This is a genomic window from Amycolatopsis sp. YIM 10 (assembly GCF_009429145.1).
Classification (GTDB): domain Bacteria; phylum Actinomycetota; class Actinomycetes; order Mycobacteriales; family Pseudonocardiaceae; genus Amycolatopsis.
The window spans coordinates 9,936,844-9,948,925 of record NZ_CP045480.1; the positions used below are offsets into that span (position 1 = coordinate 9,936,844).

Annotated in this window: 13 protein-coding genes; 8 read left to right on the forward strand and 5 right to left on the reverse strand. The window is 69.4% G+C overall.

What is annotated here, in order from left to right; all coding sequences use genetic code 11:
* Positions 1-28: 28 nt before the first annotated feature.
* The 3 genes from YIM_RS46260 to YIM_RS46270 form a co-directional block, all read right to left on the reverse strand.
* A complete protein-coding gene (locus YIM_RS46260) occupies positions 29-448 on the reverse strand; it encodes a hypothetical protein (protein WP_194239974.1) in 420 nt (139 codons plus the stop codon).
* On the reverse strand, positions 435-650 hold the full coding sequence (locus tag YIM_RS46265) for a DUF397 domain-containing protein (protein ID WP_153037696.1): 216 nt from the start codon (positions 648-650) through the stop codon (positions 435-437). Before YIM_RS46265 ends, YIM_RS46260 begins: the two co-directional genes overlap by 14 nt.
* A gap of 249 nt (positions 651-899) precedes the next feature.
* Entirely contained in the window at positions 900-1,775 is an 876-nt protein-coding gene (locus tag YIM_RS46270; RefSeq protein ID WP_370468936.1) for a helix-turn-helix domain-containing protein, read from the reverse strand.
* A gap of 197 nt (positions 1,776-1,972) precedes the next feature.
* On the opposite strand from YIM_RS46270, the gene YIM_RS46275 reads away from it, so the two are divergent.
* On the forward strand, positions 1,973-2,770 hold the full coding sequence (locus YIM_RS46275) for an SAM-dependent methyltransferase (RefSeq protein WP_194240391.1): 798 nt from the start codon (positions 1,973-1,975) through the stop codon (positions 2,768-2,770).
* 15 nt (positions 2,771-2,785) lie between these two features.
* On the opposite strand, the gene YIM_RS46280 is transcribed toward YIM_RS46275, so the two are convergent.
* Positions 2,786-3,166 (reverse strand): sterol carrier family protein, encoded by a 381-nt coding sequence (locus tag YIM_RS46280; protein WP_153036365.1) that lies wholly within the window; start codon positions 3,164-3,166, stop codon positions 2,786-2,788.
* 63 nt (positions 3,167-3,229) lie between these two features.
* On the opposite strand from YIM_RS46280, the gene YIM_RS46285 reads away from it, so the two are divergent.
* From YIM_RS46285 to YIM_RS46315, 7 genes are all read left to right on the forward strand, one after another.
* Positions 3,230-3,850 (forward strand): type VII secretion system-associated protein, encoded by a 621-nt coding sequence (locus YIM_RS46285; protein ID WP_153036366.1) that lies wholly within the window; start codon positions 3,230-3,232, stop codon positions 3,848-3,850.
* Between the two features lie 95 nt (positions 3,851-3,945).
* Complete coding sequence (locus YIM_RS46290) at positions 3,946-4,752, forward strand: lysozyme (RefSeq protein WP_153036367.1); 807 nt, start codon at positions 3,946-3,948, stop codon at positions 4,750-4,752.
* 142 nt (positions 4,753-4,894) lie between these two features.
* On the forward strand, positions 4,895-5,806 hold the full coding sequence (locus YIM_RS46295; protein ID WP_370469052.1) for a lysozyme: 912 nt from the start codon (positions 4,895-4,897) through the stop codon (positions 5,804-5,806).
* 123 nt (positions 5,807-5,929) lie between these two features.
* Complete coding sequence (locus tag YIM_RS46300) at positions 5,930-6,490, forward strand: hypothetical protein (RefSeq protein WP_153036369.1); 561 nt, start codon at positions 5,930-5,932, stop codon at positions 6,488-6,490.
* Between the two features lie 119 nt (positions 6,491-6,609).
* Positions 6,610-7,443, forward strand: a complete 834-nt coding sequence (locus tag YIM_RS46305; protein WP_153036370.1) for a hypothetical protein — start codon at positions 6,610-6,612, stop codon at positions 7,441-7,443.
* A 142-nt stretch (positions 7,444-7,585) separates the two neighbouring features.
* Positions 7,586-8,635, forward strand: a complete 1,050-nt coding sequence (locus tag YIM_RS48840) for a hypothetical protein (protein WP_194239975.1) — start codon at positions 7,586-7,588, stop codon at positions 8,633-8,635.
* 4 nt (positions 8,636-8,639) lie between these two features.
* Complete coding sequence (locus YIM_RS46315; protein ID WP_153036371.1) at positions 8,640-9,686, forward strand: pentapeptide repeat-containing protein; 1,047 nt, start codon at positions 8,640-8,642, stop codon at positions 9,684-9,686.
* A 4-nt stretch (positions 9,687-9,690) separates the two neighbouring features.
* Here YIM_RS46315 and purL read toward each other — a convergent pair whose 3' ends face one another.
* Complete coding sequence (gene purL, locus YIM_RS46320; RefSeq protein ID WP_153037699.1) at positions 9,691-11,961, reverse strand: phosphoribosylformylglycinamidine synthase subunit PurL; 2,271 nt, start codon at positions 11,959-11,961, stop codon at positions 9,691-9,693.
* Between the last annotated feature and the right edge of the window lie 121 nt (positions 11,962-12,082).

A 12,082-nucleotide genomic window follows, 5' to 3' on the forward strand; every position in this document is an offset into this window, starting at 1 on the left:
GCCGCCGTGCCGAAGCGCGGCCGGAAACTCAAGCGCTCGCCGGCAGCCACTTGGCCGCGCCGCCGCGGCCGGGCACCCAGCAGCCCCGGCCGCCCTGGCCGCCGGTTTCGGCCGCGACCGCGACTTCGGCCGGCTGGTCGGGCAGGGCGAGCAGTTGGTCGATCACGGTCAGCACGGAACCGCTGACCTGCCACAGCGTGGTGCGCGGGGCGAGGATGTCCGGTTCGCCGCCGGGCATCCTGGTGGCGATCACGTCGTCCTCGGCGTGCAGGCGCACCACGTCGATGACGTTTTCGTGCGCGCGGATGCCCACCACGGCGAGCACCTCGCCCTCCGGGCTGCGCGGGTGGACGAACTGGAAACCGCGGTCGATCAGCCGCCGCAGTCCGGTCTCGGTGTCACTGACCGGGGGCGCCGGGGCGGCTGCCACGAGATCAGCTGAGGACATCGTCGAACTCTCCGTCCTTGGCTCCGGCCAGGAAGGCCGCCATCTCGGCCCGGGTGTAGACCAGGGCGGGTCCGGTGGGGAAACGCGAGTTGCGGACCGCGATCTCCCCGGTGGCCAGCGGGGCGACCTCGACGCAGTTGCCCAGCGCGCCGCTGCGGGAGCTCTTCCGCCACTGCGCACCGGCGAGCAGATCGGCGGGCATGCCGTTCGAGACCTGCGGCACTTCGATCCCCCACCTTCCGGATTTACATGTTCAGCGGGTGCAAATGCACGTGCATTTGACTTGTGCTGATGACTCTAGCACGCAGTTCCGCAGATGAGGATGCACGTGCAGTAAATCCGCCACCTGTTCTCATAGCGTGAGGACAGTGGTTGACAACTTCCCACGAAGGTGTGAACACGAACCGACCAGACCGGCCTCGCGGTCACAAAAAGTGAGATTCGCGGGCGATCAGAGTTCCGCGCGGATCTTCGCGATGGTGGTGCGGCTGCGCTCCGGCGTTTCGGCGTCCACCGCCAGCCTGTCCAGCGCACGGCTGTACAACTCGAAGTCCGCCAGCTTCTCCAGGTAGAGCGCGCCGGCGAGGTGTTCGATGTACACGATGTTCGGCAGTTCGGGTTCGGCGAAGCGCAGCAGGGTGAACGCGCCCTCCGCGGAGTAACCGCTCAGCCGGTACGGCACCACCTGCAACGAGATGTGCGACATGGTGGTCATCTCGAGCAGGTGGTCCAACTGCTCCTTGAACACCTTTCGGCCGCCGATCGGCCGGTGCAGCACCGACTCGTCGACCACCGCCCACAACCGCGGCGCCTCCGGCCGGTTGAGCAGCTTCTGCCGCCGCATGCGGATCGCCACGCGGCGCTCCACGTCGTCGTCCCGCGACTCGGGGCGGCCGTGGCTGACGATCGCCCGCGCGTAGTCCTCGGTCTGGAGCAGGCCGGGCACGAACTGCAGCTCGTAGGTCTGGATGCGCTGCGAAGCCTCTTCCAACCCGACGTAGTCGTCGAACCAGCGGGGCATCAGGTCGTTGTAGCGGTTCCACCAGCCCGGCTGGTTGGACTGCTTGACCAGCTCGACGAAGGCGGAGCGCTCTTCGGGGTCGTCGACGCCGTACATGGTGAGCAGGTCGACGACGTCGCGCTCCTTGAAGCCGACGCGGCCCAGCTCCATGCGGCTGATCTTGGATTCGGAGGCTCGGATGCTGTAACCGGCCTCGGCGCGGGTCACGCCCTCGCGCTCGCGGAGGCGGCGGAGCTGGGTGCCGAGCACCATGCGACGAGCGGTGGGCCCGAAGGACTCACCGCCTGGCCCCTCGATCGAGGTCACTTGCGCTCCAGCTCCCTGTTCACTCACACCAGCAGTGAGGCGACCACCCAACGTACATATCCATTGTGCACTGTCAAGCCCGCCCTCGTTTACCCACTGGACGTACCCCCCTACGCTACGTGGAACGTGGTCCAGTTCACAATCCCAGGAGGTCCGCCATGCCTGCCGGAACCGCTGCTTCGTCCGAACGCGTACCGGTGGGGGTGGACCCCACGCGCGCCAGCATCGCCAGGGTCTACGACGCCTTCCTCAACGGGAAGGACAACTACGAGATCGACCGCGAGGTGCTCCGCGGCGTCCAGCAGAAGGCGCCGGAGGCGCAGGACCTGGCCACCGAGAACCGCGGCTTCCTGATCAGGGCGTGCCGGTTCCTCGCCGGGCAGACCGGCGTCACGCAGTACCTCGACCTCGGCTCCGGCCTGCCCACCGCGGAGAACACGCACCAGGTCGTGCAGCGCCTGGTGCCCGACTCGGTGGTGGTCTACGTGGACAACGACCCGGTGGTGCTCGCGCACGGGCGCGCGCTGCTGGAGGAGAACGACCAGACCCACCTGACCTCGGCGAACATCTTCAAGCCGCGCGAGGTGCTGGAGAACGAGGACGTGAAGGCGAACCTGGACTTCAGCCAGCCGATCGCGCTGCTGCAGGCGGGCACGCTGCACCACCACGTCGGTGACCCGGCTGAGCCTGCCCAGATCATGCGCGAGTACATCGACGCGCTGGCGCCGGGGTCGTACGTGGTGATCAGCCACTTCCTCGATCCGGAGAACGAGCACAGCCCGGTCGCCCGCAAGATGGAGGAAGTGTTCGTGCACAGCCCGATGGGCTCGGGCACCTTCCGCACGCACAAGGAGCTGCTGGAACTGTTCGACGGCCTGGAGATGGTCGAGCCGGGCCTGACCCGCTGCGCCGACTGGTGGCCGGACGGCCCCCGGATCAAGCCGCTCAACCAGGTCCAGCACTGCATCGCCGGCGGCATCGGCCGCAAGAACTAGGCCGCCGCCACTCACTCACAACCGCAGGATCGGCAGCCAGTGGGCGAGGTCGGCGCGGCTTCCCGACGCGCTGACCCGCCCGGCGTCCACCGCGGCGGCCCAGTCGAGCCGCCCGGTGGCCAGTTCCAGCCAGGTGCGCGGATCGGTCTCCACCACGTTCGGCGGCGTGCCCCGGGTGTGGCGCGGCCCGTCCACGCACTGCACCGCCGCGAACGGCGGCACCCGCACCTCCACCGACCGGCCCGGCGCGTCGGCGGCCAGCGTGCGCAGGCTCAGCCGGACCGCCTTGGCCAGTTCCTGGCGCGCGGGCTCCGGACCGTCCCCGGTCAGCCAGGGTACGACCGCGGCCACCGCGGTCCGTAACTCAGCGGGGTCGACCGAACGCGAAGCGGGCATGCGCTCCACAGTAGAGTGGGCGCTCATCCGGCTTGCTCAAAACCCAGGATTCGAAGGAACGACATGGCGCAGCGCGATGACTCGGACCGGGCCACGGCCGACGGCCGCCCGGTGGCGATCCCGAAGATCACCGACGAGATGCGCGCGAACGCCAGGGCCAATCCGGACAGCTGGCTGTACGTGATCGACGAAGCCTTCGACCCGAACGGCCCGGTGCCCTCGTGGGCGGTGGTCGGCGCGTACCCGGTGAACACCGCGGGCGACGTGGTCGAGGACTTCCACCCCAACGACCGGTACCGCCCGTCGCCGAAGGCACTCGGTTTTCCCGAGCCGGGCAACGAGCTGGAGCGGCTGCTGCAACTGGTCCGGACCAAGCACCGCCCGGCGGGCGACCTGCCGCGGGTCATTCTCGACTCGACGCTTTTTGTCTACGCCATGTCGCCGGTCCAGCGCACGGTGATCGGCTTCCACAACACCGACGGCCGGGTGCTCGTGCCCGCCTACACCGCGAAGAGCCTGGTGCCGAAGGACTGGCCGCACGCCCGCGCGGTGCTCGGCCGGGACATGGTCGAACTGCTCGCCGGGCACCCGGTGGCGATCAATCCGCACGACGTGGTGACCGCCGTCGTGCCGGCCGAGCACCTGCTGAAGGCGCTCGCCGAGGAAGCCGCTGACCAGGGCTGATTCACTCGATCGCGGGACGCTCGCCGCGCGAAGTTGGCTCGATGGAGGCATCGTGTCGACTGGATGATCAGCCCCTACGCGGCAGGAGCGATGCGATGCGCCCGTTTCCGTGTCTCGCGATGTGCGCCGGGCTGGCCCTGATCGCGCCGGCGATCAGCGCCGTCCCCGCCACCGCCGACTACTCGCTCGCCGAGAACAACCGGGCGGGCTCCCAGATCGCCGCCATCGAAGGCGTGCACGGGGTTCCCGACCACGGCCGGTACGCGGCCGAAGGCCAGACGCTTGGCCACGACGTCAGCGGGCACCAGGGCGCGGTCGACTGGCCCGCCGCGGCGGGCGCGGGCGCGAAGTTCGTCTACGTCAAGGCCACCGAAGGCACCGGCTTCACCAATCCGCGGTTCGGCCAGCAGTACAACGGCGCGCACGGCGCCGGCCTGGTCCGCGGCGCCTACCACTTCGCGCGCCCCGACGTCTCCGGCGGCGCCGAGCAGGCGCACTACTTCGTGGACAACGGCGGCGGCTGGTCCGGTGACGGCAGGACGCTGCCCGGCGCGCTCGACGTGGAGTACAACCCGTACAGCGACGACAAGTGCTACGGCCGCGACGCCGCCGGAATGACCGCGTGGATCAAGGACTTCTCCGACACCTACGCGCAGCGCACCGGCCGCGCGCCCGCCATCTACACCTCCACCAGCTGGTGGAAGAAGTGCACCGGCGACACCGCCGCGTTCGGCGGGACGAACCCGCTCTGGCTGGCCAGGTACGCGCCGGAAATCGGGCCGCTGCCCGCCGGCTGGGCGCACCAGAGCATCTGGCAGTGGGCCGACGCCGGCGCCCTGCCCGGCGACCAGAACTACTTCAACGGCACCGAGGACCGCGTCACCGCCATGGCCGGCGGCTGACCCGAAAATTACTCACCGCAGACAGATCTTTCACGCGATTTCGTGACAAAGCCGACTCGGTCGTTAACAATCAACGCTCGAGCGGTCACCTGCAGTGAGCCGTTCACCGCGAGGGTATATGTGAAGGGATTCCCCTATGTCCATGCGAAGAAGCCGTCGCCTTTCCGGCGCGGTCGTCACCATCTCGGCAGGCCTGCTCCTGCTGGGCACGCTCGCCCCTGCATCAGCGAGCACCTACAACGACGACACCGGCACCGCCCCCGCTGAAGCGGTACCGGCCTTCATCGACGGGCTGCCCGTGGATGAGTACGTGCGCAAGTACGACCATCCGATCGGCTCCCAGATCCGGCTGGTGGAGGGTGACCACTCCACCGAGGAGACCAAGGAAGCCGCCCGGCGGGAACCCGCCGTCGGGCCGGACGGGAAGCAGGTGCTGGCCAGCGTCGAGGGCATCGACGTGAGCGGGCACCAGCAGAACGTCAACTGGCAGAACTGGTGGAACCAGGGCAAGCGGTTCGCCTTCGTCAAGGCGACCGAGGGCACGGGGTACAAGAATCCGTACTTCACCCAGCAGTACAACGGTTCCTACAACATCGGCATGATCCGCGGGGCGTACCACTTCGCGCTGCCGGACCGCTCGTCCGGCGCCGCGCAGGCGGACTACTTCGTGAACAACGGCGGCGGCTGGTCCGGTGACGGCAAGACGCTGCCGGGTGCGCTCGACATGGAGTACAACCCGTACGGCGCGACCTGCTACGGCAAGTCGCAGGCGTCGATGGGGGCGTGGGTCCGCGAGTTCCACGACCGCTACCACGCGCGCACCGGTCGCTGGCCGGTCATCTACACCTCCACCAGCTGGTGGAACCAGTGCGTCGGCACCAGCCAGAACTTCGGCAGCACCGTGCCGCTCTGGGTCGCGCGCTACAGCTCGTCCGTCGGGACCCTGCCGCACGGCTGGGGTTTCTACTCCTTCTGGCAGTACACCTCGACCCCGATCGACTTCAACCGGTGGAACGGGGACTACGCCCAGCTGCAGAAGATGGCCACGGGCTGAGCCGGGCTCCCGGGGGATTCCGCTGGCCGGGATCCCCCGGGATCTCTCAGCCGGGCTAAGGGCGCTCCAAGGCGAACTCGGTAGACCTTCCGGTGTCGACCGCGCCGAACGGAGGGCAGCCCGATGACCTACGAAGAGCCGGGGAGAAAACCGCCGACCGGGCTGCTGATCGGTATCGCCGCGGGGGTGGTGGTGCTGGCCGTGCTGGGGTTCACCGCGTTCATCGCCCCCGGCTTCCTGACCGGCGACCCCGAACCCGTGGCGGCTCCGGCCACCACCAGCAGCGCCCCCGCCCGCACCACCACGCCGCCTTCCTCCCGGCCGACGGAAACACCGAGCCCGGCACCGTCGTCCGCCGAGCCCGCGCCGGGTGGCCGAGGCGGCTCCGGTCCCGCCGACGCCAGTGTCGAAAAGGTGATCAAGGACTTCGTCGCCGCGTTGAACGCGGGTGACGCGAACGGGGCGAAGGAGCTCATGTGCGCGGGCGGCCGTGGTGACGATTCGGCCGTGGGCGCGCTCGCCGCGCAGAAGCCATCGCTGGCGGTGAGCGGCCTCCAGGCCAAGTCGTCGAAGGTGCTCACCGGGCAGGTCACCGGCACCGCCGGCGGCAAGCCGGTGGAAGCCAGCGTGACCGCCACCGCGGCCATCGGCGAGGCGTGTGTCGGGCTGTTCACCGTGTCGTGACCAGCCATTTCCGGGAGCCGCTGTGCTTCTGGCCATCCCAGCCGGAAGAATGGGCCGCGCCGCAGCTCGCAGTGTGGTGAGATGCGACCCGCAACGCCCGCTTCACGGAAGGCAGCCTGATGACCTACCCACCGCAGCCGGGGCAGCCCTACGGTGAGCAGCCCGATCCGTACGGCCAGGGCGGCTATGGCCAGCAAGGTCAACCGGGTCAGCCGCAATCGGGCGGTTTCCCGCAGCAGGGCCAGCCATACGGCCAGCAGCCCGGTTACGACCCCTACGGCCAGCAGCAACAGCAGCCGTACGGTCAGCAGCAGCCCTACGGCCAGCAGCCGGGTTACGACCAGTACGGGCAGCCGACGCAGCAGTACCAGGGCTACCCGGGTGGTGGCGACGGCTTCGGCGGGCCGCCCCCGAAGAAGAACAAGGCCGGGCTGTGGGCGGGCATCGCGGTCGGTGTGGTCGTGCTGGTGGCACTGGGCATCACCGGCTTCGTCGCGCCGGGCTTCTTCCTGAGCAAGGACGAGCCGACGAACACCGCCGGCGGCCAGACCAGCAGCCAGGCGCCGCCGAGCGAGCCGAGCAAGGCGCCGTCGTCGAAGAAGGCCCCGTCGAGCGCGCCGAGCAAGGCCCCGAGCAGCAAGTCGAATCCCGGTGGGACCGGGGACGCCGCGGTGGAGAAGGTCATCCGCGACATGGTCGACAAGATCAACGCCGCGGACGCCAGTGGGGCGATGAGCTTCGTCTGCGACGGTTCGGAGGGCTCGACCCAGTCGACCGTGGACGAGCTGGTGGCCAAGAAACCGAACCTGACCATCGACGAGGTCACCTCGGACACCCCGGGCACCGTGGTCGCCACCGCGACCGGGTCGGCCGGCGGGCAGCAGGTGCACGCCACCTTCGGTGCCGGTGACCTGAGCACCGGCCCGTGCGTGGCCGCGGTGTTCGCTTTCTGATCCCGGTTGCCCCACCTTCCGGCCCGACCAGGCAGAATGCCGGTCAGGGGCAACGCGCACGGACTCGGGGAACCCGGGCCTCCGTCTCCGCGTCGCAGCTATGGGGCGCAGCTCGCGCACGCAGTACTCACGGAGGCTTGACATGACGTACCCACCTCAGCCGGGGCAGCCGTACGGCCAGCAACCCGACCCGTACGGCCAGGGGCAGGGCCAGGGCGGGTACCCCCAGTCAGGCGGCTTCCAGCAACCTGGCCAGCAGCCCGGTTACGACCAGTACGGCCAGCAACAGCAGCAGTACCCCGGCTACGACCAGTACGGCCAGCAGCAACAGCAGGGGTACGACCCGAACCAGCAGTACCAGGGCTACCCGCAGCAGGGCGGCTACGGCACCCCGCCGCCGAAGAAGGGCAAGACCGGGCTGTGGATCGGCCTCACCATCGGCGTTGTCGTGCTGGTGGCGCTGGGCATCACCGGGTTCGTCGCGCCGGGCTTCTTCCTCGGTGACGACAAGGAAGGCCCCGAGGGCACCACGAACGCGATCGTGGCCGCGCTGAACACGCAGGACAGGACCGCGATGCAGGGGCTGATCTGCGCGGACGCCGACGAGACCGTCAAGCAGGTGCCGGACAACCTCAACGAGCTGAGCGCGGCCAAGCTGGTCAGCGGGCCGACGAAGAAGTCCGACACCGAGTACACCGCCACGGTCGAGGTGACCGAGAAGAAGGACGGCGACACCAGCCAGTTCGACGGCACCCTGGTGCAGGCGGGCGACAAGTGGTGCTGGAAGGGCCTCGGCAACGCCAGCAACACCGGCAGCGGCAAGTCCTCGTCCAAGCCCTCGTCCGGGCCGAAGTCGTCCAGCCCGAAGGGCTCGTCGAAGCCGAGCAGCGCCCCGTCCGGCAAGACCGACGGCAAGGCCGTGATCGACGAGTTCATCAGCAAGGTCAACTCCGGTGACAAGTCCGGCGCGCTGTCGATGGCCTGCTCCAGCACCGCGAGTCTGCTGGAGACCACGGTCGGTTACGCGATCGACGGCCAGGGCAGCTACACCGTCGCCTCGGCCCCGCCGGACGAGACGCTGGTGAGCGCGGACATCACCGGCACCGAAAGCGGCCGCTCGGTCTCGGGTTCGGTCAGTGCGACGAACTTCGACGACGCCGGGTTCTGCATCAGCACCTTCTACGCCTTCTGAGTTCGTGCGGCGTGCGCTGAAGTCCCCGCTGGCACTGACGATCGCGCTCGCGGTCGTGCTGCTGGTGGGGATCAGTGCCTGGCTGCTCACCGATCCGAAGACCACCCGTGCCGACGCACTGCGCACGGGTGGTCTCGCCGGTGGGGCCATCGTCGCGCTGTACGCGCTGTGGCTCAACGACCGGCGGCGCAAGGTCGAAGAGGGCAGGCAGGAGATCGAGCGGCAGCGGCACGTGCTGGAAAGCCACCGGGCCGAACGTGACCTGGAACGGGTTTCCGACGAGCGTTTCGCGAAGGCCGTCGAACTGCTCGGTGACGACGCGGACCAGGTCCGCGTGGGTGCCCTGCACGCGCTGGCGGGCCTGGCGCGGACGCGGGTGGCCTATCGGCAGACCGTGCTCGACGTGCTGTGTTCCTATCTGCGCCGCCCGTTCGAGCAAAAGGACGAGCAGCCGGAAAACGAGCGCGAGCGTGTGGTCCGGCAGACCGCGCAGCGCCTGATCGCCGAGCTGCTCCCGAAGCGGGACGACACCGAAGCCGAGGTGTACAACCTCGACCTGACCACCGCCACCTTGGAGCAGTTCGACCTGTCGGGTCGCCGCGTCGGCGAACTCACCCTGCGCCACGCCAGCCTTCACCGGTCGACGCGATTCCACGAGATGCGTATCGAAGGTCCACTGTGGATGACCGCGGCGGAACTGCACGGCAAGCTGCGCCTGCACGACTCGACCATCGGGCGGGGCTGGTTCAGCGGCACCAAATTTCTCGCCGCTGCCCACTTCGAGCGCAGCGAATTCGGCGAGCAGGTCTCCTTCGCAGGCGCGGTGTTCAGCGACGAGGCGGTGTTCGAGGGCACCACCTTCGCCGATTCGCTGAGCTTGCACCGCACGAAGTTCGACGATTACCTGGACTTCCGGATCACCGCGGTGCCGGTGCCGCTGGAGCTGTACCACACGCTGGTCCGCCCGGAGCGCGAACACGAGCTGCCGGCCGGCCTGGAAACCCAGCGCCAGCCGAACGGCGACGTGCGGATCGTCGCCGTCCGGCCCTGAGCGCTCAGTCGAACAGGGCGGGGAGCGTGCGCTCCCAGGTCTCCCGCAGCTCGTCGAGGCCGAAGCTGGTCACGCCCTGGATCTCCAGCGAGCCCGAGTCCGGGTCCACCACACCGGTCTTGCGCCACGGCAGGCCGCGCGCGGTGCACATCTCGGTGAACCGCAGCTCCTCGGTCCGCGGCACGGCGACCAGCACCCGGCCGGCCGACTCGGAGAACAGCTGCACGAACGGGTCCTGCTCGTCGTCCAGCACCACCCTGGCGCCGCACTGTCCGATGAGGACGGTCTCGACCAGCGTCTGCGCCAGGCCGCCGTCGGACAGGTCGTGCGCGGCGGAGATCATCCCGTCCCGCGAACCGGCGACCAGGATCTCGGCGAGCAGCTTCTCGCGCGCCAGGTCCACCTTCGGCGGCAGGCCGCCGAGGTGCCCGTGCACGATGTGCGCCCAGGCCGAACCGTCCAGCTCGTCGTGGGTGTCACCGAGCAGCAGCAGGGATTCCCCCGCCTCCGCGCCGATCCCGGTCGGGATGCGGCGGCGGACGTCGTCGATCACGCCGAGCACGCCGACCACCGGCGTCGGCAGGATCGCGGTGTCCCCGGTCTGGTTGAAGAAGCTGACGTTGCCGCCGGTCACCGGCACGCCCAGTTCCGCGCACCCGTCGGCGAGGCCGTGCACGGCGCGCTCGAACTGCCACATCACGCCGGGATCGGTCGGCGCGCCGAAGTTCAGGCAGTTGGTCACCGCGACCGGGGTGGCGCCGCTGGTGGCCACGTTGCGGTAGGACTCCGCGAGCGCCAGCTGGGTGCCCAGGTACGGGTCGAGATAGACGAACTTGCTGTTGCAGTCGGTGGACACGGCGACACCGCGGCCGGTCGACTCGTCGATCCGGATCACCCCGGAGTTCGACGGCTGCGCCAGCACGGTGTTGCCACGCACGTAGCGGTCGTACTGGCTGGTGACCCATTCCTTCGACGCCTGGTTCGGCGAGGAGATCACCTTCAGCACCGTCTCGCGGATCTCGTCCCCGGTCGACGGGCGCTCCAGCGACGCCGTGGTGTCCGCCTGCAGAGCGTCCTGAGTGGACGGACGGGCGAACGGGCGGTGGTAGACCGGGCCCTGGTGCGCCACGGTGCGCGGCGGCACGTCCACCACGACCTCGTCGTGCCAGGTGATCACCAGGTGCTCGCCGTCGGTCACCTCGCCGATCTCGGTGGCGGTGACGTCCCACTTGGCGCAGACCGCCATGAAAGCGTCCACATCGGACGGTGCGACCACGGCGCACATGCGTTCCTGCGACTCGCTGGAGAGGATCTCCGCCGGGGTCATGCCCTCGGCGCGCAGCGGAACCCGGTCCAGCACGATGTGCATTCCGCCGTCACCGGCGGCGGCCAGTTCGGAGGTGGCGCAGGACAACCCGGCCCCGCCGAGGTCCTGGATGCCGACCACCAGCTTCTGCGCGAACAGTTCGAGGCAGCACTCGATGAGCACCTTCTCGGTGAACGGGTCGCCGACCTGCACGCTGGGCAGCTTCTTGCGCCCGGTGTTCTCCGAGAAGCTGTCGCTGGCCAGCACCGAAACGCCGCCGATGCCGTCGAGGCCGGTGCGCGCGCCGAACAGGATGATCTTGTTGCCGGTGCCCGAAGCGTGCGCGAGGTGCAGGTCCTCGACGCGCATCGCGCCCACGCACAGCGCGTTCACCAGCGGGTTGCCCGCGTAGCTCTCGTCGAAGACGACCTCACCGCCGATGTTCGGCAGGCCGAGGCAGTTGCCGTACCCGGCCACCCCGGCGACCACGCCGGGCAGCACGCGGCGGGTGTCCGGCGCGTCGGCCGGGCCGAAGCGCAGCGGGTCGGCCACCGCGAGCGGGCGCGCGCCCATCGCCAGGATGTCGCGCACGATGCCGCCGACGCCGGTGGCCGCGCCCTGGTAGGGCTCCACGTAGGACGGGTGGTTGTGGCTCTCCACCTTGAAGGTGACCGCCCAGCCGTCGCCGATGTCGACCACACCGGCGTTCTCGCCGATGCCCGCCAGCATCTTGGACCGCATCTCGTCGGTGGTGGTCTCCCCGAAGTAACCCAGGTGCACCTTCGACGACTTGTACGAGCAGTGCTCGCTCCACATCACCGAGTACATCGCCAGTTCGGCGTCGGTGGGACGGCGGCCGAGGATTTCCCGGATCCGGGCGTACTCGTCCTCGGCCAGGCCGAGCTCGAGATAGGGCTGCGGCACGTCGGGCGTCGCCGCGGCGTGCTCGGTGGTATCGGTGCTGGTCACGGTGTCCGCGTTGGGGGAGGCCACGACTAGAAGAGTAACTGTGGCGCGGAGCGCCCCCGTTGAGGGTGGTGGTGGGTGGCGGGCCGGGGATACGTGTGTGACTGACGGCACCTCGCTGGGT

What these genes read in the sequence shown, in the direction of transcription:
- YIM_RS46285 (WP_153036366.1), top strand. Translation starts at nt 3,230, where the DNA reads ATGGCGCAGCGCGATGACTCGGACCGGGCCACGGCCGACGGCCGCCCG.
- YIM_RS46305 (WP_153036370.1), top strand. Translation starts at nt 6,610, where the DNA reads ATGACCTACCCACCGCAGCCGGGGCAGCCCTACGGTGAGCAGCCCGAT.
- YIM_RS46295 (WP_370469052.1), top strand. Translation starts at nt 4,895, where the DNA reads ATGCGAAGAAGCCGTCGCCTTTCCGGCGCGGTCGTCACCATCTCGGCA.
- YIM_RS46260 (WP_194239974.1), bottom strand. Translation starts at nt 448, where the DNA reads ATGTCCTCAGCTGATCTCGTGGCAGCCGCCCCGGCGCCCCCGGTCAGT.
- YIM_RS46300 (WP_153036369.1), top strand. Translation starts at nt 5,930, where the DNA reads ATGACCTACGAAGAGCCGGGGAGAAAACCGCCGACCGGGCTGCTGATC.
- YIM_RS48840 (WP_194239975.1), top strand. Translation starts at nt 7,586, where the DNA reads ATGACGTACCCACCTCAGCCGGGGCAGCCGTACGGCCAGCAACCCGAC.
- YIM_RS46280 (WP_153036365.1), bottom strand. Translation starts at nt 3,166, where the DNA reads ATGCCCGCTTCGCGTTCGGTCGACCCCGCTGAGTTACGGACCGCGGTG.
- YIM_RS46265 (WP_153037696.1), bottom strand. Translation starts at nt 650, where the DNA reads ATGCCCGCCGATCTGCTCGCCGGTGCGCAGTGGCGGAAGAGCTCCCGC.
- YIM_RS46290 (WP_153036367.1), top strand. Translation starts at nt 3,946, where the DNA reads ATGCGCCCGTTTCCGTGTCTCGCGATGTGCGCCGGGCTGGCCCTGATC.